Source organism: Lentzea kristufekii, from assembly GCF_033949925.1.
Lineage (GTDB): Bacteria > Actinomycetota > Actinomycetes > Mycobacteriales > Pseudonocardiaceae > Lentzea > Lentzea kristufekii.
The window spans coordinates 567189-589010 of sequence record NZ_JAXAVV010000002.1 but is presented as its reverse complement, the minus strand read 5'-3'; the positions used below and the strand labels follow the sequence as shown (position 1 = coordinate 589010).

Here is a 21822-nt window from a genome sequence, read left to right as displayed (position 1 = left end):
GTCCCTGCTCACGGCCTACCAGCCGGAACCGGCTGCTGCGGACGGGCCGACACCTGCGGCAACGGCACGATCTGCAGCACTCGGGTGATGATGTGGTCGATCGGCACGCCGTCGGCCAGCGCGTCGTACGAGAGCACCAGGCGGTGGCGCAGCACGTCCGGCACGACGTCCACGACGTCCTGCGGCAGCACGTAGTCGCGGCCGCGGACGAGCGCGAGGCCACGCGCGGCGGCGATGATGCCGAGCGACGCACGCGGCGAGGCACCGTAGGCGACCCAGCCGGCGACGTCGGTGAGGCCGTGCTCGCCGGGCGCGCGGGTCGCGATCACCAGGCGGACCACGTAGTCGACGAGCGCGTGGTGAACGAAGACGCGCGACGCGACGCCCTGCAGGCGCACCAGTTCCTCGGGCGAGAGGACCTGGTTCGGCGTGGGCGCCTCGACGCCCATGCGGTAGACGATCTCGCGCTCTTCCTCGGCGGTCGGGTACTCGACCTGGATCTTGAACAGGAACCTGTCGCGCTGCGCCTCCGGCAGCGGGTACACGCCCTCGTTCTCGATCGGGTTCTGCGTCGCCAGCACCAGGAACGGGTTCGGCATCGGGAACGTGCGGCCACCGATGGACACGTGCCGCTCGGCCATGACCTCGAGCATCGCCGACTGCACCTTGGCGGGCGCGCGGTTGATCTCGTCGGCGAGCACGAAGTTCGCGACGACGGGTCCGAGCTCGACGTCGAAAGTCTCGGTGGACTGGCGGTAGATGCGGGTGCCGAGGATGTCGGCGGGCACCAGGTCGGGCGTGAACTGCACGCGGGAGAACGAGCCGCCGACCACGCGGGCGAACGTCTCGACGGCGAGCGTCTTGGCGACGCCCGGCACACCTTCGAGCAGCAGGTGGCCCTTGGCCAGCAGACCCACGAGCATCCGCTCGACGAGCCGGTCCTGGCCGACGATGACCCGCTTCACCTCGAACACGGTGCGTTCGAGCAGCTGGGCGTCACGAGCCGGGGTGACGGGCGCCGATGCGTTCGGCGTTGCCTCGGCGGCGGGCTCGGTCACGTGCGGGCCTCCATGCGGAACAGGGTTTACCGATCGTTGAACAGTCTTACTCGCCGCCTGTTCAACCGCTGTGAAGGGTGTCCAGGTCGGCGGGCGTGTCGACGTCCCTCGCCTCACCGGGCAAAGCGGACACCTCGACGGGGTCGAGCCGCAGAAGAGTCTTGCGCAGCGGCAGGTTCCGCGGATCTTCGGGTAGGGCCCGGCGGAGGTCGGCGGCGTTCCAGCAGCCGATCAGCCACTGCACCCTGTCGTCCTTGAGCACGGCGTTGCGGCCGGCCGCCCGCAGCCTCGCGATGGTGTCGCGCGTGAGCCCGGGCTGGTCCACGGCGAGCACCACGACCCAGTCCTCGGTGATCTTCGCCAGTCCGGCGGCCAGACCGGCGAGCGGTCCTCCGCCGGGCGGCTCCTCGCGTGCCCAGATGACGCCCGGCAGGTCCTTCTCCGGTCCCACGACGACCTTCTGCGCCGCGTCGTCCACAACGGACAGCACGTGGTCGAGCAGCGTCGCGTCCCGATAGGACAGCGCGGCCTTGTCGACGCCACCGAGCCGCTCGCCCTTGCCACCGGTGAGGATGATCACCGCGTAGGTCATGCCCTGCCTCCGATGTGCGTGGCGATGCCCTCCAGGAACAGGTGCAGGCCGAAGTCGAAGTCGGCGGCGACGTCGTCGGCGTCGAAGAGGTCGTCCATGTCGAAGACGCCGGCCGCGACGATCTTCGCGAGCGCGGGCATCCGGCGCGGGTCGACGATCTCGCGCAGCCGCTGCCCGTACTCGCGGCTGAACTGGGCCGGGTTGTCCTCGTACCCCTTCGTCAACGCGACGCTCAGCCACGCCTCGCCGTGCACGAACGTCATCAGGCCCATCACCACGCCGACCTTCTCCCCCACTTCCAGCGGGGTGCCTTCGAGCGCACCGAGCGCGCTGTCGAACCAGGCGAGGCTCTTGGGGCCGGTCGGCGGGCCGCTCATCGGGATCTGCAGGAACCACGGACGCTTGCGGATGCCGTCGAGCATCGCTTTCGCCCAGGACCCGAGCTTGTCGCGCCACTCGCCGTCCGGCAGCGCGGGCGGTGCGTCGAACGCGGCGTCGGCCATCAACGTGAGCAGCTCGTCTTTGCTCTTCACGTGCCGATAGAGGGCCATCGTGGCGTTGCCCATCTCCTGCGCGACGCGTGCCATCGACACGGCGGCGAGCCCCTCGGCGTCCGCGACCGCGATGGCGGCCCGCGTGATGTCGGCGGCGTCGATGGTCGGCTTGCGCCCCCTCTTCATACCCACTAGTCAAACAGATGCGTATGCCATACGCTAATTCAGGTTTTGCGTATGAGATACGCATAAAAGGGGGTTCGATGATCGTCGAGACAGAGGGTCTGACGAAGAGGTACGGCTCCACGACCGTGCTCAACGGCCTGGATCTGAAGGTGGCGGAAGGGTCCGTACTCGCTCTGCTCGGGCCGAACGGCGCCGGCAAGACGACCACGATCCGCATCCTGAGCACGCTGACCAGGCCCGATGGCGGCACGGCGCAGGTGTGCGGGTTCGACGTGGTGCGCGAGGCCGCCGCCGTGCGCGGCGCGATCAGCCTGACCGGGCAGTACGCGGCGGTGGACGAGGAGCAGACCGGGCGCGAGAACCTCGTCATGATCGCCCGCCTGCGCGGTTTCGCGAGGCCGGTGGCTCGCACACGGGCTCTCGAACTGCTGGAGCGGTTCGGCCTGGCCGACGCGGCGGACCGGCGGGTGCGCACCTGCTCCGGCGGCATGCGCCGGCGCCTGGACCTGGCGATGAGCCTGGTGGCACCGCCGCGGCTGCTGTTCCTGGACGAGCCGACCACCGGCCTCGACCCGGTCAGCCGCTCAACGATGTGGGACGCGATCGGGGACCTCGTGCGCGACGGCGTGACGATCTTCCTCACCACCCAGTACCTGGAGGAGGCCGACCGCCTCGCCGACCGGATCGTGGTGCTGAACAACGGGGGCGTCGTCGCGGACGGCACCGCGGACGCGTTGAAGAACTCGGTCGGCGGCACCCGCCTGGATCTGACCTTCTCCTGCGCCGGGGACGCGCTGCGAGCCCAGGCCGTGACCGGCGGGGTGGCCGACGGCGTGACGCTGAGCGTCCCGTCCGACGGCAGTGCGGTGCACCTGCACCGCGTGCTCGACGACCTGCTGACCGCACAGGTCGGCGCGCTGCGGGTGTCCACGCACCGCCCGACCCTGGACGACGTCTTCACGTCCCTGACGGCGGTGGCCGCATGACCGCCTCGCTGACGATGATCGGCCGCAGCATCCGGCTGAGCCGCCGCAACCTCGACCTCGTGATCATGTCGATCGTGCTGCCCGTGCTGATGATGGCGCTGTTCGTGTACGTGTTCGGCGGCGCGATCGGCTCCGTCCAGTCCTATGTGGACTACGTGGTGCCCGGCATCCTCGTGCTGTGCACCGGCTACGGCGCCACGTCCACCGCGATGTCCGTGGCCGACGACATGAAGAAGGGTGTGGTCGACCGGTTCCGCTCGATGCCGATCAGCGGGTTCTCCGTGCTCACCGGCCACGTCGTCGCCTCGGTCGCCCGCAACGCCCTCGCGACGTCCGCCGTGGTGCTGGTCGCGCTGCTGATGGGCTTCCGTCCGGCCGCCTCGGTCGCCGGATGGGTGCTGGCGATGGGTGTGCTGGCGCTCTACGTGCTGGCGCTGTCGTGGCTCGCGGCGGGCTTCGGCGTGGTCGCACGGACCGTCGAGTCGGCCAGCCTGCTCGGGTTCTTCATGCTGTTCATCCCGTATCTGAGCAGCGCTTTCGTGCCGGTGGAGACGATGCCGTCCTGGCTGCGCGCCGTCAGCGAACACCAGCCGATCACGCCGGTCATCGAGACCGTCCGGACGCTGCTGAACGATCAGCCGGTCACCTCGGGCTGGCTCGCGCTGGCGTGGTCCGGCGGGCTGCTGGTCGTGGCGTTCGGCTGGGCCACCTGGTTGTTCGGCCGGATCAACCGCCGTTGAGGTGCGCGGCGTCGAGGCGGGTCAGCTCGTCCGGAGTGAGGTTCAGCTCGCCCGCCTCGACGTTCTGCCGCAGGTGCGCCGGGTCGCCCGTGCCGGGGATGACCAGCACGTGCGGCCCGCGTGCCAGCGTCCACGCCAGCCGGATCTGCGCGGGCGTGGCGCCGCGGGCGTGCGCGATCTCCGTGACGACGTCGTCCTCGGCCGACGTCCCGGCCTCCTGGTTGGCGCCGGCGAGCGCGAAGAACGGCACGTACGCGATGCCCCGCTCCCCGCACACGCCGACGAAGTCGTCCTGCTCGGGGTGGTGCCCGAGGCCGTAGGAGTTCTGCACGCACACCACGGTCGCGATCTTCTGCGCCTGGTCGAGGTGGTGCGGCTTGACGTTGGACAGGCCGAGGTGCCGGACCAGCCCGTCGCGCTGCAGCTCCGCGAGCCGCTCGAAGTGCGCGCTGAGGTCGTCCAGGCCGCTGATCCGCAGGTTGACCACGTCGAGGTGGTCTCGGCCGAGCTGCCGCAGGTTCTCCTCGACCTGGCCCTTGAGCTGCTCCGGCGTCGCGAGCGGCAGCCACTCCCCCTGCGGCGTGCGGCCGGGCCCGATCTTGGTGACGATCACCAGGTCCTCCGGGTACGGCGAGAGCGCGCTGTTGATCAGCTCGTTCGCCGACCGCGTGGCGGAGAAGTAGAAGGCGGCCGTGTCGATGTGGTCGACCCCGAGCTCCACGGCCTTCCGGAGCACCTCGATCGCCTGCCCCCGGTCACGCGGCTCGGCCCGGCGGTCGAACGCCGTCCCCCGCTGCGGCAGTCGCATCGCGCCGAACCCGACCCGGTTCACGGTGAGGTCACCCAGTCGCCACGTCATTCCTCCCACTGTGCCAGCCTTGGCGACGTGGGACTGTTCACGCTCTCCGATGCCCAGGCCGAACTCGCACGGCTGCTGCCCGTGCTCGACGAGATCGTGCGCCTGCGCGCCGACGCCGCCGAGCTGGCCGTCGGGGGTTCCCCGCTGGGCGGTCTGCCCGAGTTCAAGGCCGCGCAGGCCCGGCTGGACGAGCTGATGGAGACCGTGCAGAAGACCGGGGCGGAGCTGAAGAACCTCGCGCCGTTGCTCGTGGACTTCCCGTCGGAGAGGGACGGCGTGCCGGTGCTGCTGTGCTGGCTGGAGGGTGACCGGGAACTCGGCTGGTACCACCGGACGGATCTGGGCTTCGCGGGCCGCCGCCGGCTCTAGCCGGGCGCCAGCAGGGCGGGCAGGCCGGGACCTGCGGGGTCCCTGCCAGCACGCGCAGGTCCACTTCGTGATCTTCGCACGGTGACCGGATCCGTCCGCTCCTCGGCCGGGTCGTGCCTGTCCCCCACCCTTCGGGCCAGCGAGGCTGGGGACATGAAGCGAGCATTGATCGTCATCGACGTGCAGGAGTCGTTCCGCCGGCGCGCCAACTGGGCCGAGGTGTCCAACCCCGACGTCGTCGGCAAGGTGAACCAGCTGGTCGACCTGAGCCGCGACGCCGGTGACCTCGTCGTGTGGGTGCTGCACTCCGAGCCCGGTTCCGGCGACGTGTTCGACCCCGCGCTCGGGCACGTGCGGCTGATCGACGGGCTCAAGCCTCTCGACGACGAGCCGGTTCTCACCAAGACCGCGCACAACGCGTTCACCACGACGAACCTGCAGCAGACGCTGACGGCGCGGGGCGTGCGGGAGTTGCTGATCAGCGGCATCCGGACCGAGCAGTGCTGCGAGACCACGACGCGGGTCGGGTCGGACCTCGGGTTCGACATGACGTTCGTGACGGACGCGACGGCGACCATGCCGTTGCCGCACTGGCGCACCGGGAAGGTGCTCGGGGTCGAGGAGATCATCGAGCGCACCGAGTACGTGCTCGCCGGCCGGTTCGCGCGGATCTCGGATGTCGCTACGCTGACCGGATCGTGACCAGAGTCGTCTTCCTGCTCATACCTGGAGTGCACCTGCTCGACCTCGCGGGGCCGGCGCAGGTGTTCTCCAGTGCTGCCGATCTCGTGAACGGGTACGCGTTGTCCTACGTGGGCGACACGGACACCGTGCTCAGCCATCAGGGTGTGCCGCTCGGAGCGTCGCGTGAGTTGCCCTCTCTAGCGGTGGACGACCTCGTGTTCGTGCCGGGGTGGCGGTCGCCGAAGATCGTGGGGACCGGTCACTTGAGCGAACGAGCGTTGGCGTGGTTGCGCGCGCACCACGACGGCGGTGGCACGGTGGCGAGTGTGTGTGCCGGTGCGGATGCGTTGGGACGCGCCGGTTTGCTCGACGGACGGCGTTGCACCACGCATCACGAACTGCAGGAAGAGCTCGCACGGCGCTACCCCGCCGCACAGGTCGTGCGTGATGTCTTGTTCGTGGAGGACAACAGGGTCGTGACGTCTGCGGGCATCGCGAGCGGTATCGACCTTGCGTTGCATCTCGTCGCCGTACGTCATGGGCCCACCGTGGCCGCCGCGATCGCACGGACGATGGTCATCTACGCGCGCAGGAACGGCGACGACCAGCAGGCCAGTGTGCTGATGCGGCATCGGTCGCACATCAACGAGACGGTGCACCGCATTCAGGACGTCATCGAGTCACGGCTCGCCGAGCGCCTTTCTCTCTCGGAGCTCGCCGTCCACGCCGGGTGCAGCGAACGGACCGTGACGCGGTTGTTCGGCCGTGCGACGGGCATGACGCCGTTGAAATATCAGCAGGCGTTGCGTGTCGAACGGGCCGAGCACCTGATCGGTCAAGGCGCCACGGTGGAGACGGCGGCGCGCAACGTCGGTTTCGAAGACGCCCGGATGCTGCGCCGATTGCGCTCCCGCTGAGCCACACGCGTGCGGACGTCCACAGTCGACGGAACACCCCTCGCACGCCACCGGAACCGGCCTAAGCTGAGCCGGGTGACGACTCTGGCGAACCGGCCCAACACCGCGTTGCTCGTGATCGACGTGCAGAACGGCGTGGTGAACCACGCCCACAACCGGGACGAGGTCGTCGCCAACGTGGCCGCGCTCGTCGACAAGGCGCGCGCGGCCGGCGTCGACGTCGTGTGGGTGCAGCACAGCAACGCCGAGCACATGCCCGAGGAGTCCGACGGCTGGCACTTCGTACCCGAGCTGATGCTCGCCGAGGGCGAACCGGTGGTGCACAAGACCTACGCCGACGCGTTCGAGGCGACCGACCTGGAAGAAGTGCTGGCGGACAAGGGAATCGGCAGGCTCGTGGTGTCCGGCGCGCAGACCGACGAGTGCATCCGCTCGACGCTGCACGGCGCCATCGTGCGCGGCTATGACGCCCTGCTGGTCAGCGACGCGCACACGACCGAGGACCTGTCGGAGTACGGCGCCCCCACGCCGGACAAGGTCATCGCGCACACCAACCTGTACTGGGAGAACCACACCGCGCCCGGCCGCAGCGCGGGCGTCGTGAAGACCGAGGACGCGTTCAAGCCCGCGTGATCAGGTGCCCGCTCGGCAGGTAGTCGATCTTCCAGTCCTCGTAGACGCCGCACAGCCCGCACTTCAGGCACCGCAACCCGACGGTCAGCCAGCGCACCTCGCCGTCCGGAAGGCACGACGACCCGAGTGCGGCGGCGAACTCCTCGCCACCGCACGTGCACTCGCACTCCTCCGCGTCGTCGAGGTCCCAGTGCTCGTCGGAGTCGCCGATGAACTCCGCGAGTCCGCAGCCGAGGCAGGTCCGGCGCATCGCCTGGTCCTCGGTCACCTGCACCGTGAACGACGTGCCGCCACATCCGCCGCACACGGACTCGACGACGTGCGTGACCTCGTACCCGTCTTCCTGGTACTCGCGGATCGCCTCGTCGAGCGTCATCCCGCCACCCGGTTGATCCCGTCGCTGCGCAGCACGCGTTCCGCCTGGGCGCCCTTCGCGAGCGCCACCATCGCGCGTCCCACGAGTTCCGTGGTCGTGACGTACTTCGGCGCCACCTTGCGCAACACCGGGTACAGCCACGAGGACCACGAGTAGAGGTACCGGTAGATCCGGGTGCGCGACGTGATCCCGTGCAGTGGCTGGATGAAGCCGGGCCGCAGCACGAACACCGGCCGGTCCAGCGCCAGAAGCTCGTTCTCCGTGCGTCCCTTCACCCGCGCCCACATCGTCTTGCTGCCCGCGTCCGCGCCCTCACCGGACACGTACACGAAGGTGCCGCCAACGACCCGTGCGGCCTCCAGCGCGTAGTCATGCGTTACGGGCGTGTACTCGGCCTCGGTCAGACCGGCGGACGTCACGCCCATGCAGTAGAAGCACGCGTCGGCACCGGCAAACTCCGACGCGACCGGGGACAGGTCGCCGAAGTCGGCGTGCACGACGTGCCGCAGTTTCGGATCGCTCGTGCCCAACGGCGAACGTCCCACCGTCACAACGGATGTCACCGCGGGGTCGAGCAGGCACTCGCGCAACGCGCCCTGACCCACCATGCCGGACGCACCGAACACCACGATCTTCACGGCACCAAACTAGTCTCCAGCGCCGCGGTGACGCGCTCGCCGTCTCCGGTCGCCAGCAGGTCCAGCAACGCACCCCGGAGCAACGCGAGCTCACGCGTGCGCAGGGCCAGTCCGGCAGCGGTGTCACGCACGTCCTCGGGCTGAGAAGTCTTGAGCACCTCCAGCCAGTCCTTCACGGTCGCACGCGCGAAGCCCGCCCACGGTCCGTCAGGCTCCACGAGAGAACGTGCGTACGCCTCCAGCCACAACGTCAACAACGGCCGGTGTGCCGGCGCGGCCAGCCACTCCCACAACCGCCGCACCACTCCCGGCCCCGTGCCGATGTCGGCGAGCAGCGCCAGTTCGTCGGCGCGTGCTCGCGCCAGCAATGCCTTGACCAGGCCTTCCTTGCTACCGAAGAGGTAGAGCAGCACGCGTGTGCTCGATCCGATGGCCGTCGCCAGCGGCCGCAGCGACACGTCGGCGAGGCCGTGGGTGAGCACGTACCGGTAGGCGGCTTCGAGCAGTTCGGTCTCGCGGGCGGACGGCATGGCGCTATTCTCGCATTACTGAAACACTCGTGTCAGTGGAGGCGACCATGCTGATCCGCCCGCTCGGCCATCCCGGCGACCTCGGCTGGGTGGTGCAGGCGCACGGCGAGCTCTACGCGTCCGAGCTCGCCTGGGACACCTCGTTCGAGGCGTTGGTCGCCAAGATCGTCGGCGACTACGCGGCGGACCACGACCCCGCGAGAGAGGGTGCGTGGATCGCCGAACTCGACGGCCAACGCGTCGGATGCGTGTTCTGCGTTCGTGAGGACGACACGACTGCGAAGTTGCGCGTGCTGCTCGTGCACCCCGACGCGCGTGGCCACGGCGCGGGCAACAAGCTCGTCAGCACGTGCGTCGAGTTCGCCCAGAACGCGGGCTACGAACGCATGGTGTTGTGGACGGTCGACGGTCTCGCGTCCGCCAGGAAGATCTACGAGGCGCACGGGTTCGAGCTCCGCGAGGAGACCCCGCAGCACAGCTTCGGCCACGACGTGACCGGCCAGCTCTGGACGCGCGACCTTTGACCGCCCACCGGTCCGCTGGCTACGAACAGGCCCAGGTGGACGGTCCCCAGAAGTTGTCCTCGGCGCGCCACTGGCGGTGACCCGCCAACAAGCCGGTGTCCGTCACAGCCAGGATGTGCAGATTGGGTCCAGGGTCGCCCAGGAACGTGCTGCCCTGCCAGGCGCCGTACGCGTTGCCGACGCCGGGCTTGAAGTACCCGCTGGCGAGCAGGCCGTCGCGGTTGATGCCGATCGGGCTGCTCGGCGAGATCTTGTAGTCGCGCACCACCGCGCCGGTGAGGCTCCACTCCCGCAGCGAGTAGAACTGGCCGTCGACGCGGCCGATCACCCTGCCGCCCTGGAACTTCTCGATCCGCACGGCGGGGTGGCCGGCGATTCGCACGGTGGTGCCGTCGGTCGACCGGATCACCCCGCTGCGGAACGCGATGCGGCCCTCGTCGTCGATCGCGACCGGGTTGGCGACCTGGATGAGCTCGTACGCGGCGGGGTTCGCGGCCTTCCACACGATCGTCGTGTTCGCGCCGTCGAGATACCCCACGACGTCGCCGTGCTCGTTGATGTCCCGGACGTAGGCGGTACGGCCGGCAGGCACCGGCAGGTACTGCTTCGCGCCGTCGCGGTACACGAACACACCCGTGTCGTCGTTGCTGATGACGTGCCCGGCGCCGTTGACGCCGGCCACCCGGTAGCCGCCCTCCGTGGCCGCGAGCTCGGTCAGCCGGCGGTCGTGCCAGAGCAGCAACAAGCCGTCCTCTGCCTGCCCGGCGAAGTACCTGCCGTCCGGGCTGGCGGCGGACATCGTCCCGCTCGGCGCGTCAGCTGGAAGCGGGAGGTCGGTCGGTCTCCAGGTGCAGGCGGTCTGTGCCTGAGCGGGCACGGCGGCCGCCAGGACGGTGATGACGGCAGCGCACAACGCAGCCACGCGCATGATGAATCCCCCAGGTCGAAATGATGTCGCTGTTGCGGAGCGACATCATCTACGACGAGGTCACAACATGCGAGTGACATACGGCATGATGCCGCCGTACCGCACGGGTGAGATCCGCACCACAGCACCGGAATGCGGCGCTTCCACCATCATTCCGCCGCCCAGGTACAGCGCCACGTGCGTGCCGCCACCCGGTCCCCAGAAGATCATGTCGCCGGGGGCCATCTGCGACAGCGGCACCTTGCGGCCGGAGTTGTACTGGTAGCCGCTGTAGTGCGGCAGGTACACGCCGGCGCCCGCGAAGGCGTACATCATCAGGCCGGAGCAGTCGAAGCCGATCTTGCGGAAGTCGCCGTAGGAGTCGGCGACACCGCCGTCGCGCACGCCGTACGTCGGGCCGTTGTAGTTGCCGCCGCCCCACGCGTAGATGACACCGCGCTGGGCCAACGCCCGGTTGATCACGGTCTGCACGCGGTTGCCGGACGGCGCGGGCGCCGCCGCGATCGGGCGGGGCGACTGCGGCTTGGGCGCGGCCTGAGCAGCGGCCGCGGCGGCGGCACGACGAGCGTTCTCCTCGTCCTCGCGCCTCTTCGCCTCGGTCCACTGGTCGTACTGCTGGCGCTGCGCTTCCAGTCCGTTGACCGCACCTCGCGCCGCGGCCAGCTCACGTTCCACGGCGTCCTTGTCGGCCTGCAGCTCCTCGGTCGCCGCGGCCTGCGCCGAATGCGCGTCCACGGCCACCTGCTGGGCCTGCTCGGCGACCTTCTTCGCCTCGTCCGCGGCGGCCTGCTTCGACTCGGCCTTGGTGAGCGCGGCACGGGCCGCGGAGTCGAGGTTCGCGGCGGTGCCCTGGTCACGCGTGACCTGGTCGAGCCGGTTCAGGCTGGACGCCGACACCGCCTCCAGCATCTGGGCGCGGGCCAGCAGGTCCTCGGGCGACTTGGCGCCGATGTACGCGGAGAACGACCCGACGGTGGTGCCCTGCGCATAGGAGGCCGCAGCGAACTCGTCCAGTTCGAGACGGCTCTTCTCCACGGCCGCGGAGGCCGCGTCGGCCTCGACACGGGCGGCAGCGGCCTCACGACGGGCGGCCTCGGCCTCGGAGATCGCCGTCTCCAGGTCGACGCGCGCCTTGTTGGCGAGCTCGCGCTTGTACGAGACGTCGTCGAACAGCTCCTGCAGGCGTGACTCCGCCTGCGTGAGCCGCCCGGTCAGCTCGCCGACGCGCGCCGCCTTCGCGTCCGCCTCCGCCCGCGTCGCCGAGATCTCCGCGTCGCTCGGGTTCGGTGGCGGAGGCGGCACGGCGGCAGCCGTCCCCGTGAGGACGACCGTCATCAACACCGCGACCACGGCGGAGAGTCGTGTCAACACCGGACATCACCTCCAACCGCATTAGACCAATCAGACGCATCCGGCGCATCAGGAGCTAACGCACCGTCAACCACTCGTGTCACAGTGGAACACGGTCGGTGGTCCTTTTGGGACGATCGGAGTCCGGCGTGTCGCCGGGATGGACCAGCCGACGCGTCTAGTTGACGCCTCGGTCCCGGCCCGCCCAGTACGACTCGCGGAGCTTGAACTTCTGGATCTTGCCGGTCGCCGTGCGCGGGATGGAGTCGCGGAACTCGATCGACGTCGGCGCCTTGTACCCGGCGAGCCGCTCCTTGCAGTGCTTGATCAGCTCGGCCTCGGTGGCCTCGCCGGAGAGCACGACCAGCGCCTTGATCGTTTCACCCCACTTCTCGTGGGGCACGCCGATGACCGCGACCTCGGCGACGGCCGGGTGCGAGAACAGGCAGTCCTCGACCTCGATGGACGAGACGTTCTCGCCGCCGGTGATGATCACGTCCTTCTTGCGGTCCGAGATCGTCAGGTAGCCGTCCTCGTCGAAGAAGCCGCCGTCGCCGGTGTGGAACCAGCCGTCCTCGATCGCGTCCGCGGTGGACTCCGGGTTCTCCCAGTAGCCCTCCATGACGACGTTCGAGCGGGCCATGACCTCGCCGTTCTCCGAGATCCGCAGCTGCGCTCCCAGCGCCGGCGCGCCCGCCCGCGACTGCTTCTTCGCCTTCTCCTCACCCTCCGGCCCCGGCTGGGCGCGGTTGAAGGTGAGCAGCGGCGCCGTCTCGGTCAGGCCGTAGATCTGCAGGAACTCCCAGCCGAGTTCCTCGGTCACGCGCTGGATCGTGCGCGAGGGCGGCGGCGCACCAGCGCACACGATCCGCACGGTGTCACGGCCGGGGATCTCGCCGTCCCACGAGGCAGCGGCGTCCAGCACGGCGTTCCACACGGCCGGTGCGCCGCACATGAGCGTGACGCCGTGGTCGCGCACACGGCGCAGGATCTCGGCGCCGTCGACCTTGCGCAGCACCACTTGTGGCACACCGAGGCCCGCGAGCCCGAACGGCATTCCCCAGCCGTTGCAGTGGAACATCGGCAGCACGTGCATGTACACGTCGCCCTCCCACGCACGGGTGTGCATGGCGAACGTGACCGCGTTAAGCCAGATGTTGCGGTGCGTCAGCTGCACACCCTTGGGGCGCGCGGTCGTGCCGGACGTGTAGTTGATGGTCGCCGTCGCGTCCTCCGAGGGCGCGCTCCACGGCCGTGGCTCCACATCGAACCGAAGCAACGACTCCGACTCCTCGCCGAGCGTGAACCGGTGGCGCGCCACGACGTCGTCCAGTTCCAGCTCCGGGTCGACGAACAACGCCGAGGCACCGCTGTGCTCGACGATGTACTTCACCTCGTCGGGACGCAGGCGGAAGTTCACCGGCACGCAGATCCGCCCGCTGCCGGGCAGCGCGTGCAGCAGTTCGAGCATCCGGGCGGAGTTGTGGCTGACGACGGCGACCCGTTCGCCCTCGCCGACGCCCAGTGCGTCGAACCCGGCCTGCCACGCACGCACGCGGGTCGCCATCTCCCCGTACGTCGTCGTCGCGACCGGCTTCGCGGGCTGGTCCGGTTCGTCGATGGTCGCCGTCGTCGCCGCGAACGCGAACGACGCCCGGTCCAGGAAGTCGGTGGTGATCAGCGGTACGCGCATGAACCCGACCCTACGACCAGGTGCTCGGATCTCCCCAGGACGAGAATCGCCCTCCCCCGGATGGAGGAACGGAACTCAGGTCCGGCAGCACGTCCCCGACGGGTTCGTGCAGCACAACGGCCGCCACGGCGTCGTACGGCGTCGGTTCGGCGTTGCAGATGATGACCTGCGCACCGGCCTTGGCCGCCAGCGGCACGAGGCCCGCGGCGGGCTGCACCGACAGTGATGTTCCCGCCACCAGCAGCACGTCGCAATCCAGGACGGCGAGGCGGGCGCGGCGCAGCACCTCGCCGTCGAGCTCCTGCCCGAACGAGATGGTGGCGGACTTGAGGATGCCTCGGCACCGCGGGCAGTCCGGCTCCTGCTCGCCCTCGGCCACGCGCTTCAACGCGTCCCGCATCGGGCCCGTGGCACCACATCCCAGGCACACGGTGGCGTGCAGCGTGCCGTGCAGTTCCAGCACGCGATGGGGATCGGAGCCCGCCTTCTGGTGCAGGCCGTCGATGTTCTGCGTGACCACGGTGCGCAACCGGCCGGACCGTTCCAGTTCCACCAGCGCCTTGTGCGCGGCGTTCGGCCGGGCGGTCCACACGGGACTGTCGAGCTTCGCCCGCCAGGCGAGTCTGCGCAGTTCGGCGTCGGCGAGGTAGGCCTGCAGCGACGATCCGCGGCCGGCGTCGGCGTCGCGGGTCCACAGTCCGGCTGGTCCGCGGAAGTCCGGGATGCCCGAATCGGTGGAGACGCCCGCCCCCGTCAGCACCGTGATCCGGTGCGCCGACGCGACCAGAGCGCGTGCCTCTGCGCACGCCTGGGAAGGCATCGGTACACACTATCCGCGTGCGCAGCGCTGTGGGAGCCGCGATCGCGGCAGTGGGCTTGGTCACCACCATCGTCGGGACTTTCCTGCCGTGGCTGAAATCCGGATCGACCACGAGAGACAGTTACGAAGTGCTTTCGCTGCGTGATCTCGCCGGGTTGGACGGGGTGGCGGGCACCGTCGTCACGTCGGTCTGGGTGGGACTGACGCCGCTGGCGATGGTCACGATCGCGCTGTACGTGTTCCGATTTCCACGGTTTGCCGGGTGCGTCTGCATTCTCTTTGGCACGATCGGGGGAACCGTGGCCCTGGTTGCCACAGTCCAAGGGGATAGCAAGGGTGCGTTGGTCGGAATCAGCACCTCCGGACCAGTCACGACCCTTGCCGGTGCCGTACTGACGATCGTGGGGGCGATCACGGTGCTCACCTCGACCAGGCGCAGCGCAGTGAGAACCTCAGGAGGGAACCCGTGAGCTACCCAGGTGGTGGCGGCGACCAGTGGCAGCCGCAGAACAACCCGTACGGGCAGCAGCCCCAGCAGGGCGGCTACCAGCAGCCCCAGCAGCCGGGTGGCTACCCGCAGCAGCCCGGCGGCTACCCGCAGCAGCCCCAGCAGGGCGGCTACCCCCAGACCGGGCCGCAGGGCTTCCCGCAGCAGGGCTACCCGCAGACGGGCCCGCAGGGCTTTCCCCAGCAGGGTTTCCCGCAGCAGCCCTACGGCTACGCGCCGATGGGCGGCGAACCGCCGAAGAAGAAGCGCACCAGCCTGGTCGTCACGGCCGTCGTCGCCGTGCTGCTGCTGATCGGTGGCGGTGTCACGTTCTTCGCGTTGAACAAGGCCGCCCCCGGTTCGGGCCAGGACACCCCCGCCATCGCGGCGAAGAACCTCGTCGAGCAGCTGGGCAGCGGTGACGTCGTCGGCATCATGGCCTCGCTCGCGCCGGCCGAGGCCGCGCTGTCGAAGGACTACATGGACTCGATGACGAAGGAGATGAAGCGTCTCGAGATCCTCAAGCCCGAAGCCGACCCGAACAAGCTGAGCGGCGTCGAGTTCAAGAGCGAGAACATCAAGTTCGACGAGGCCAAGGCCGAGAAGATCAACGACCACCTCACCATCAACAAGCTGGTCGAGGGCAAGATCACGATCACCTCGGACGCGTCGAAGATCCCGCTCACCGACAAGCTCGTCGACGCGCTCGGTGACGACCTGAACCTCACCTCGTCGAAGTCCGAGACGTTCGACATCACCGCCGAGGTGCAGAAGCGCGGCACGCCGATCGGCATCGCGTCGATCAAGGTCGACGACAAGTGGTACCCGAGCGCCTTCTACACGATCGCCAACGCGATCCTGGAGGAGGACAAGAAGAAGTGGCCGGCGCAGGGCATCGCGCCGCAGGGCGCGAGCTCGGCCGAGGACGCCGCGAAGCAGATGGTGAACGCCGCGCTCGACGCCGACCTGACGAAGGTCATCGCGCTGCTGCCGCCCGACGAGGCCGGTGTGCTGCAGGACCTCGGCCCGTTGCTGCTGGCCGAGGCCGGCAAGCAGAAGCCGACCGGCGCCAAGCTGAACGCGCTGGAGACCGACGTCAAGGACGTCGCCGGCGGCAAGCAGGTCACGGTCAAGAAGCTGTCGGTCACCGCCGAGGGCGAGACGGTGACGATCACCCGCGAGGGTGACTGCTACGCGGCCGACGTGCCCGGCCAGGGCTCGCAGAAGCTGTGCGCGGACGAGATCACGCAGCTGCTGCAGCAGCAGGGCGGCAAGAAGGTCCCCGCCGAGGCCGTCGAGATCATCGGCCGGGTGGCCGGGTCGGTCATGAAGACCGGCGTCGGCGTCGTCTCCACCGAGGTCGACGGCAAGTGGTACGTCAGCCCGGTCCGCTCCTACTACGAGCTGGCCCTGTCGCTGTTCCGCGGCTTCGAGCCGAAGGACGTCGACGCGCTGATCGAGCTGCTCAAGAAGTAGGTTCCCGCAGGTCCCCACGGCCCTGTCACCCGCAACAGCGCGGTGACAGGGCCGTGGCAGTTCCGGGGCCGAATCTGAGGCCCATGGACACTCAGGTTCTGATCATCGGCGCCGGCCCGACCGGCCTCACCCTGGCCCTAGACCTCTCCCGCCGCGGCGTGCCGTTCCGCATCGTCGACGCGGCGACCGCGCCCTTCGCCGGCTCCCGCGGCAAGGGCCTTCAGCCGCGCAGCATGGAGGTCTTCCACGACCTGGGCGTGATCGAGCCCGTGCTGGCGTCCGGCCGGTTCGACCTCACCATGCGCGCCTACCGAGGCCGCGAGGTGCTGCGCGAGTGGGACGTGCACGAGGGCCGCCACCCCACGGTCGAACGCCCCTACGCCCGCACGATGCTCATCCCGCAGTTCCGGGTCGAGCAGGTCCTGCGGGAAGCGCTCCCCCGGCCCGTCGAGTACGGGATGCCGCTGACGTCGTTCACCCAGGACGACTCCGGCGTCACGGCCGTTGTCGGCTCGGAGACCGTGCGGGCCAAGTACCTCGTCGGTTGCGACGGCGGCAAGTCGTTCGTGCGCAAGGAACTCGGCGTCTCGTTCGTCGGCGAGACCCACGCGGACCTGCGGATGCTCATCGGCGACGTCCGGGTCTCCGGTCTCGACCGCGACCACTGGCACCAGTGGGGCAGCCGCGCCGACCAGTGGCTCGCCCTGTGCCCGCTGCCCGGCACGGACCTCTTCCAGTTCCAGGCGACCGCCGACGGTGACGACGAACCGTCGTTGGCGCTGTACCAGCAGATCGTCCGCGAGTGCACCGGCCTGGACGACGTGGTCCTGCACGACTCGACGTGGATGTCGTTGCACCGCACCAACATCCGCATGGTCGACAGGTTCCGCACCGGCCGGGTGTTCCTCGCCGGCGACGCCGCGCACGTGCACTCCCCCGCCGGCGCGCAGGGCATGAACACCGGCATCCAGGACGCCTACAACCTGGGCTGGAAGCTCGGGATGGAGACGCTGCTCGACACCTACGAGTCCGAGCGCAAGCCCGTCGCCGAGTGGCTGCTCGGCATGACCACCGCGATCATGATGTCCGGCAACCCGTTCGAGCGTCGCGGTGACGAGACGCTGCAGCTCTCGCTGTCGTACCGGACCGAGGACGGGCCCGGACTGCGCGCGGGTGACCGCATGCCCGACGGGATCACCGAACAGGGCCGGATCTTCGACCTGCTCCGCGGCCCCGACTTCGTGACGCTCGACTTCCCCGACGGCCCCGTGCTGGTCCGCCCGGACGGCTACGTCGCCGCGATCGGCCGGTCAGCGATCGACGCGTACTTCGGCGCGAACCCGGTCACGCAGTTGCACCACCGCCGGGTCGCTGCTCGGTCCGCCGCGTAGCCGTCCGGCCTCGTCCAGGGCGTTCCCCGCGCCGGCCGGATCGCCCTGGGCGAGCAGCCAGTCCGCGTACCACTCCAGCACCATGGCGCGGGCCGGGCCGTCAGCGCTCCTGTTGACGGTGTCGAGCGCCCGGCCGTGGTGCTCGCCCGCCTCGGCGAGCTGACCGAGGCGGGTCAGCGCCAGTCCCAGTCCGGCGTGGACGGTGGCGCGGAACTGGTTCGCGGGCGAGTCCTCCGTGGCGTCGAGCGCCTGCCGGTACAGCGTGACGGCCTGCTCGAAGTCGCCGCGGAAGTACGCCATCTCACCGTGGGCCTGCGTGATCCGTGCCCGGTCCAGGTCGAACGGGGAAGGCGGTACCAGTTCCAGATCCTCACGGGCGCCGGCGAGGTCGCCGAGCCTGATCTTGATGCGCGCCGCCTGCATGAGCACGGACATCGGCACCAGCACCGACTCCGGCTCGCCCAGCTCGGCGGCCACCTGTCGCGCCTCGGAGACCGCCTGCAGGCCCTCGGCGAACGCACCCCGGTTGATCAGCACCATGACCAGGCAGGACAGCCCGAACACGACGGCCCACCGGTCGCCCACCGCCCGGAACCCGCGCAGCGCCTCCCGGTACGCGGCCTCCGCCCGCGGCGCGGAGCCCTCGCTGAACTCGCCGGCCACCAGCCCGCGGACGAGCGCCGCGAACGCGCGCATCCACGCGTCCGGCGACCGTTCCAGCCGACCGGCCAGCACCTCGAGCCGTTCCGCCAGTGCGGTCTGCCCCCAGACCTGACCGCTCGTCAGCATCAACGCGCACAGCGCCGTCGGGAGGTCCTCCTGCCACAACCTCTCCGCCGCGACGACGGCGGCCGGCGTGCCGAGCGAGGCCAGCACCTCGGAGAGCGGGTCGTCCGGCGTGAGCGAGGCCCAGCGGCGGATCTCCTCGAACCGCTTGGTCATCACCAGCCAATGCCACGTGCGCGCGGCCATCATGCGCCGCGCGACGGCCAGGTCGTGCCGGACCGCCCACGCCTGCGCCGCGTCGAGGTTGGACCGTTCCACGTCGAAGACCTTCAACGCGTCCAGCTGGTCAGGGCCTCGCAGCAACGGTTCGTTCCGCTCGGCCAGCTCCACGTAGTAGGCGGCGTGTCTCGCAGGACCGGCTTGGCCCTGCTCCAACGCGTACTCGCGCACGGTCTCCAGCAGCCGGTAGCGCTCGCCCACGCGCACGACCAGCGACTTCTCCACGAGCGCGGCCAGCAGGTCCTCGGTGTCCCAGAGGTCCTGATCTTGTCGGACCTCCTGAGTACGTTGTGATGCAGGGGTTCCCAGCAAGGGGGTACCCCTGCGCGAGCCTGCCCCGCACACGAAATGCACCGCATCGGCCGTCGCCCCGCCGACGAACACGGCCAGCCGCGCCAGCAGCGCGCGCTCCGCCTCGTCCAGCAGCTCCCAGCTCCAGTCGATCACCGCCCGCAACGTCCGGTGCCGCGCGGGCCCTGTCCGAGCACCGCGGTCGAGCAGCCGCAACCGGCTGTCCACACGAGACTCCAGCTGTGCCGCCGACAACGACCGGGCCCGCGCCGCCGCCAGCTCCAGGGCGAGCGGAATCCCTTCCAGCGCAGCACAAACTCGCCGCACGACGTCAGCGTCCAGCGCCGTCCCGACCCGCGCCGAGAACAACCGCACGGCGTGGTCGAGGTCGAGCGGCACCACGGGGCACACGACCTCGCCCGGAATCCCCAGCGGCTCGCGCGACGTCGCCAGCACGCGCGCGTCCGGCGCCTCGGCCAGCAGCCGGACGCACAGCGCCGCAGCGGCGTCCACGACGTGCTCGCAGTTGTCGAGCACCACCAGCGACGCCCCGAGCCGCGAGAACACCGGTGCCGCCAACGGGTTCGGGCCCAGGGCGGCGTCCAGCGCCGCCAGCGGTTCGGCCGCCGAGTCCAGCTCGACGAACCACGCCTGCGGCTCCGACGCGGCATGCGTCAGCGCGAGGCGTGTCTTGCCCACGCCACCGAACCCGGTCAGCGTCACCAACCGGTTGTCGCGCAACAACGAGGCCAGCGCGTCCAGGTCCTCGCCACGCCCGACGAACGACCCGACCGGTGCCGGCAGGTTCCCGCGCGCGACGCGCTCGCGCAGCACCGTCAGATGGGCGGTCGCCAGCGCCTCACCGGGATCCACGCCCAGCTCGTCGGCCAGGGCCGTGCGAACGCGCGCGAACACCGCCAGCGCGTCCGACCGCCGTCCAGCGGCGTTCAGCGCCAGCATCAACCGGGCCTGCACGTCCTCGCGCAGCGGATGCGCGGCCGCCAGCGCCTCCAGGCCCGCGAGGTCGTCGCGCAGCAACGCCAGCCGCACGGCCTCATCGACCGCGAAAGGCGCCTCCTCGAACGCCGCGCCACGCCACAACGCCGCGTCACGCGTGCGCGCGAAGACCTCGACGTCGGTCTCCGCCTCCAGCCTGTATCCCGTCGCGTGCGACGAGATCGCGGCGGCACCGAGCACCCGCCGCAGCCTCGACACCAGCGACTGCAAGGCCGCGGCACCGTCGACCGGTGGCTCGTCCGGCCACAGGTCTGCGATCAGCCGGTCCGGCGCGACGACGGTGCCGGGTTCCACCGCCAGCCGGATCAGCAGCCACCGCAGCCGTTTGCCGCGCACCTCGACCGGTGCGCCGTCCTCGGCCACGACCTGCAGCGGCCCGAGCACGTTGACCCGCATCAGGCCCGCCGCACCCCGGCCACCACCGCGGCCGCCACGAGCGCGACGCCGACCGCCGCCGTCCCCAGCAGGGACAGCGACACCCTGTTGTGGCCCAGCGCGTCCAGCACCCACCCGAGCGGGGTGGCCCGCCCCAGCGGGTACGTCAGCACCACCACCGAGAACACCGCCAGCACAGTGCGCCCGATGGAGTCGAGGACGGGACGGGCGAACAGCAGGCCCACCCCGACGCCGAGCAACGCACACCCAGTATGAGCGGCGAGTCCGACAAAAAATTCGCCCGCCGTGTACGGGTGGGGGTTCGTCACCACCGGCCACACCGCCGCCAGCACCGCCATGACCATCGCGAACAGCACCGCGACCAGCGCCGCCGCCGTCAGCACCCGCGGCCAGCCGCCCGCGTTCACCACGGTGATCTCGCGCCGCACCACGTCCTCCGACGTCGCCACCACGACGGCCATCCACGCCGCGATCGGGTAGAGCAACGCCGACGAACCCGAATACGCCTCCAGCGGCTGCCCGGCGTCGCTGGAGAACAACATCCCCATCACGCCGAGGAACACCAGCAGCGGCGCCAAATACCGTTGCCCCCGAAGAACGTCGACCGCGAGGTACCGAACGAGAGCGATCACCGCACACTCCGCACCGAGCACCCGAGCCGCAACGCCTCCGCCAGCACCTGGTCGCTCCGCTCCGGCGCCACGACCACCCGCACCGACGACCCGCGCGCCTGCACCGACCGCACGCCTTCCAGCACCTCCAGCGCGTCGGGCGCGGCGACCCGGCTGAGCTCGATCGTCACGTGCCCGCCGGCGAGGTCCACGCGCGTCGCCGACGCGAGGTGTCCCTCGTGGTCGGACACCAGCGCCGTCCGTCCCTCCAGCAACGACACCAGTTCGGCGGACGCCGAGGCGTCGAGACCGGTCCACGGCTCGTCGAGCACCAGCAGATCGGAAGCCGCCAAAGCCTGCGCCAGCGCGACCTTCTGCGTGTTGCCCTTGGACAGCTCGGACATCGGCGCCGTCGTAGAACCGACGAATCCCAGCCGTTCCAGCACGTCGCCGGCCTCGGCGCCCCGGACGCGGCCCATGTGCGCGAGGTAGGACGAAGCCGACATCTTGACGTCCGAAGGGAACCGCTCGGGCACGTAGCCGACCGAGGCTGGCCTCTCGACCCCTCCGGACGTCGGCCTCAGGACGCCGGCGGCGATCTTGAGCAACGTCGACTTGCCGGTGCCGTTCGCACCGCTCAGCACGGTCAGGCCGGAGACCTCCAGCGTGAGGTCGCGCAGCACCCAGGGCCCGCGCCCGTACCGCTTCGAAACCTGATCCAGGAGCACCACGCCAAGATAACCACCCATGACATCGCTCCCGCTCGCTTTG

Annotated in this window: 24 protein-coding genes; 10 read left to right on the top strand and 14 right to left on the bottom strand. The window is 70.1% G+C overall.

The window, feature by feature from the left end; all coding sequences use genetic code 11:
- Positions 1–8 precede the first annotated feature (8 nt).
- The 3 genes from SK571_RS06400 to SK571_RS06390 form a co-directional block, all read right to left on the bottom strand.
- Positions 9–1058, bottom strand: a complete 1050-nt coding sequence (locus SK571_RS06400) for an AAA family ATPase (protein WP_191304813.1) — start codon at positions 1056–1058, stop codon at positions 9–11.
- Between the two features lie 61 nt (positions 1059–1119).
- Entirely contained in the window at positions 1120–1650 is a 531-nt protein-coding gene (gene mobA, locus SK571_RS06395) for a molybdenum cofactor guanylyltransferase (RefSeq protein ID WP_319983085.1), read from the bottom strand.
- Positions 1647–2330, bottom strand: coding sequence for a TetR/AcrR family transcriptional regulator (locus SK571_RS06390; RefSeq protein WP_319983084.1), 684 nt, complete (start codon positions 2328–2330; stop codon positions 1647–1649). The genes mobA and SK571_RS06390 overlap by 4 nt, the downstream gene beginning before the upstream one ends.
- Before the next feature lie 77 nt (positions 2331–2407).
- Between SK571_RS06390 and SK571_RS06385 the strand changes: the two genes are divergently transcribed.
- Both SK571_RS06385 and SK571_RS06380 read left to right on the top strand, forming a co-directional pair.
- Entirely contained in the window at positions 2408–3316 is a 909-nt protein-coding gene (locus SK571_RS06385; protein WP_319983083.1) for an ATP-binding cassette domain-containing protein, read from the top strand.
- Complete coding sequence (locus SK571_RS06380) at positions 3313–4056, top strand: ABC transporter permease (RefSeq protein WP_319983082.1); 744 nt, start codon at positions 3313–3315, stop codon at positions 4054–4056. Before SK571_RS06385 ends, SK571_RS06380 begins: the two co-directional genes overlap by 4 nt.
- Here SK571_RS06380 and SK571_RS06375 read toward each other — a convergent pair.
- Positions 4043–4915, bottom strand: coding sequence for an oxidoreductase (locus SK571_RS06375; protein ID WP_319983081.1), 873 nt, complete (start codon positions 4913–4915; stop codon positions 4043–4045). The genes SK571_RS06380 and SK571_RS06375 overlap by 14 nt on opposite strands.
- Positions 4916–4942: 27 nt before the next feature.
- On the opposite strand from SK571_RS06375, the gene SK571_RS06370 reads away from it, so the two are divergent.
- The 4 genes from SK571_RS06370 to SK571_RS06355 all read left to right on the top strand — a co-directional run bounded on the left by SK571_RS06370 (position 4943) and on the right by SK571_RS06355 (position 7518).
- Complete coding sequence (locus SK571_RS06370; protein ID WP_319983080.1) at positions 4943–5284, top strand: DUF2203 domain-containing protein; 342 nt, start codon at positions 4943–4945, stop codon at positions 5282–5284.
- Between the two features lie 153 nt (positions 5285–5437).
- Positions 5438–5986, top strand: a complete 549-nt coding sequence (locus SK571_RS06365; protein ID WP_319983079.1) for a cysteine hydrolase family protein — start codon at positions 5438–5440, stop codon at positions 5984–5986.
- Positions 5983–6885: a GlxA family transcriptional regulator gene (locus SK571_RS06360; RefSeq protein ID WP_319983078.1), complete on the top strand. Its 903-nt coding sequence runs from the start codon at positions 5983–5985 to the stop codon at positions 6883–6885. Before SK571_RS06365 ends, SK571_RS06360 begins: the two co-directional genes overlap by 4 nt.
- Positions 6886–6960: 75 nt before the next feature.
- Positions 6961–7518 carry an isochorismatase family protein gene (locus tag SK571_RS06355; protein ID WP_319983077.1) on the top strand — a complete coding sequence of 186 codons (558 nt, stop codon included), beginning with the start codon at positions 6961–6963 and terminating at the stop codon, positions 7516–7518.
- Here SK571_RS06355 and SK571_RS06350 read toward each other — a convergent pair.
- From SK571_RS06350 to SK571_RS06340, 3 genes are read right to left on the bottom strand one after another with little or no spacing between them, the layout of a single operon-like run.
- Complete coding sequence (locus tag SK571_RS06350; RefSeq protein ID WP_319983076.1) at positions 7505–7894, bottom strand: hypothetical protein; 390 nt, start codon at positions 7892–7894, stop codon at positions 7505–7507. The genes SK571_RS06355 and SK571_RS06350 overlap by 14 nt on opposite strands.
- Positions 7891–8532 carry a Rossmann-fold NAD(P)-binding domain-containing protein gene (locus SK571_RS06345; protein ID WP_319983075.1) on the bottom strand — a complete coding sequence of 214 codons (642 nt, stop codon included), beginning with the start codon at positions 8530–8532 and terminating at the stop codon, positions 7891–7893. The genes SK571_RS06350 and SK571_RS06345 overlap by 4 nt, the downstream gene beginning before the upstream one ends.
- Complete coding sequence (locus SK571_RS06340; protein ID WP_319983074.1) at positions 8529–9062, bottom strand: TetR/AcrR family transcriptional regulator; 534 nt, start codon at positions 9060–9062, stop codon at positions 8529–8531. Before SK571_RS06340 ends, SK571_RS06345 begins: the two co-directional genes overlap by 4 nt.
- Positions 9063–9109: 47 nt before the next feature.
- Between SK571_RS06340 and SK571_RS06335 the strand changes: the two genes are divergently transcribed.
- Positions 9110–9586, top strand: a complete 477-nt coding sequence (locus tag SK571_RS06335) for a GNAT family N-acetyltransferase (protein ID WP_319983073.1) — start codon at positions 9110–9112, stop codon at positions 9584–9586.
- 19 nt (positions 9587–9605) lie between these two features.
- Here the strand turns inward: SK571_RS06335 and SK571_RS06330 are convergent, their stop codons facing one another.
- The 4 genes from SK571_RS06330 to SK571_RS06315 form a co-directional block, all read right to left on the bottom strand.
- The gene (locus SK571_RS06330; protein ID WP_319983072.1) at positions 9606–10514 is read right to left on the bottom strand and encodes a hypothetical protein; all 909 of its coding nucleotides are present in this window, start codon (positions 10512–10514) and stop codon (positions 9606–9608) included.
- Between the two features lie 60 nt (positions 10515–10574).
- Complete coding sequence (locus SK571_RS06325; protein ID WP_319983071.1) at positions 10575–11885, bottom strand: NlpC/P60 family protein; 1311 nt, start codon at positions 11883–11885, stop codon at positions 10575–10577.
- Between the two features lie 157 nt (positions 11886–12042).
- Entirely contained in the window at positions 12043–13557 is a 1515-nt protein-coding gene (locus SK571_RS06320; protein WP_319983070.1) for a class I adenylate-forming enzyme family protein, read from the bottom strand.
- A 10-nt stretch (positions 13558–13567) separates the two neighbouring features.
- Complete coding sequence (locus SK571_RS06315; RefSeq protein ID WP_319983069.1) at positions 13568–14377, bottom strand: SIR2 family NAD-dependent protein deacylase; 810 nt, start codon at positions 14375–14377, stop codon at positions 13568–13570.
- Positions 14378–14394: 17 nt separating this feature from the next.
- Here SK571_RS06315 and SK571_RS06310 point away from each other — a divergent pair, with 17 nt between their 5' ends.
- From SK571_RS06310 to SK571_RS06300, 3 genes are all read left to right on the top strand, one after another.
- A complete protein-coding gene (locus SK571_RS06310) occupies positions 14395–14847 on the top strand; it encodes a hypothetical protein (protein WP_319983068.1) in 453 nt (150 codons plus the stop codon).
- Positions 14844–16340 (top strand): flagellar basal body protein FliL, encoded by a 1497-nt coding sequence (locus SK571_RS06305; RefSeq protein WP_319983067.1) that lies wholly within the window; start codon positions 14844–14846, stop codon positions 16338–16340. Before SK571_RS06310 ends, SK571_RS06305 begins: the two co-directional genes overlap by 4 nt.
- Positions 16341–16423: 83 nt before the next feature.
- Complete coding sequence (locus SK571_RS06300; protein WP_319983066.1) at positions 16424–17731, top strand: FAD-dependent monooxygenase; 1308 nt, start codon at positions 16424–16426, stop codon at positions 17729–17731.
- Here the strand turns inward: SK571_RS06300 and SK571_RS06295 are convergent.
- Genes SK571_RS06295 through SK571_RS06285 form a run of 3 tightly spaced genes read right to left on the bottom strand, consistent with a single transcriptional unit; the run spans position 17651 to position 21800 of the window.
- On the bottom strand, positions 17651–20440 hold the full coding sequence (locus SK571_RS06295; protein ID WP_319983065.1) for a BTAD domain-containing putative transcriptional regulator: 2790 nt from the start codon (positions 20438–20440) through the stop codon (positions 17651–17653). The two genes, SK571_RS06300 and SK571_RS06295, sit on opposite strands and share 81 nt — an antisense overlap.
- Complete coding sequence (locus SK571_RS06290; RefSeq protein ID WP_319983064.1) at positions 20440–21072, bottom strand: hypothetical protein; 633 nt, start codon at positions 21070–21072, stop codon at positions 20440–20442. Before SK571_RS06290 ends, SK571_RS06295 begins: the two co-directional genes overlap by 1 nt.
- Positions 21069–21800: an ATP-binding cassette domain-containing protein gene (locus tag SK571_RS06285; RefSeq protein ID WP_319983063.1), complete on the bottom strand. Its 732-nt coding sequence runs from the start codon at positions 21798–21800 to the stop codon at positions 21069–21071. The genes SK571_RS06290 and SK571_RS06285 overlap by 4 nt, the downstream gene beginning before the upstream one ends.
- Between the last annotated feature and the right edge of the window lie 22 nt (positions 21801–21822).

Bases quoted from the DNA above. Each gene is read 5' to 3' on its own strand.
- mobA (WP_319983085.1), bottom strand. From the start codon at position 1,650: ATGACCTACGCGGTGATCATCCTCACCGGTGGCAAGGGCGAGCGGCTC.
- SK571_RS06390 (WP_319983084.1), bottom strand. From the start codon at position 2,330: ATGAAGAGGGGGCGCAAGCCGACCATCGACGCCGCCGACATCACGCGG.
- SK571_RS06385 (WP_319983083.1), top strand. From the start codon at position 2,408: ATGATCGTCGAGACAGAGGGTCTGACGAAGAGGTACGGCTCCACGACC.
- SK571_RS06380 (WP_319983082.1), top strand. From the start codon at position 3,313: ATGACCGCCTCGCTGACGATGATCGGCCGCAGCATCCGGCTGAGCCGC.
- SK571_RS06375 (WP_319983081.1), bottom strand. From the start codon at position 4,915: ATGACGTGGCGACTGGGTGACCTCACCGTGAACCGGGTCGGGTTCGGC.
- SK571_RS06365 (WP_319983079.1), top strand. From the start codon at position 5,438: ATGAAGCGAGCATTGATCGTCATCGACGTGCAGGAGTCGTTCCGCCGG.
- SK571_RS06350 (WP_319983076.1), bottom strand. From the start codon at position 7,894: ATGACGCTCGACGAGGCGATCCGCGAGTACCAGGAAGACGGGTACGAG.
- SK571_RS06340 (WP_319983074.1), bottom strand. From the start codon at position 9,062: ATGCCGTCCGCCCGCGAGACCGAACTGCTCGAAGCCGCCTACCGGTAC.
- SK571_RS06335 (WP_319983073.1), top strand. From the start codon at position 9,110: ATGCTGATCCGCCCGCTCGGCCATCCCGGCGACCTCGGCTGGGTGGTG.
- SK571_RS06330 (WP_319983072.1), bottom strand. From the start codon at position 10,514: ATGCGCGTGGCTGCGTTGTGCGCTGCCGTCATCACCGTCCTGGCGGCC.
- SK571_RS06320 (WP_319983070.1), bottom strand. From the start codon at position 13,557: ATGCGCGTACCGCTGATCACCACCGACTTCCTGGACCGGGCGTCGTTC.
- SK571_RS06315 (WP_319983069.1), bottom strand. From the start codon at position 14,377: ATGCCTTCCCAGGCGTGCGCAGAGGCACGCGCTCTGGTCGCGTCGGCG.
- SK571_RS06300 (WP_319983066.1), top strand. From the start codon at position 16,424: ATGGACACTCAGGTTCTGATCATCGGCGCCGGCCCGACCGGCCTCACC.
- SK571_RS06295 (WP_319983065.1), bottom strand. From the start codon at position 20,440: ATGCGGGTCAACGTGCTCGGGCCGCTGCAGGTCGTGGCCGAGGACGGC.
- SK571_RS06285 (WP_319983063.1), bottom strand. From the start codon at position 21,800: ATGGGTGGTTATCTTGGCGTGGTGCTCCTGGATCAGGTTTCGAAGCGG.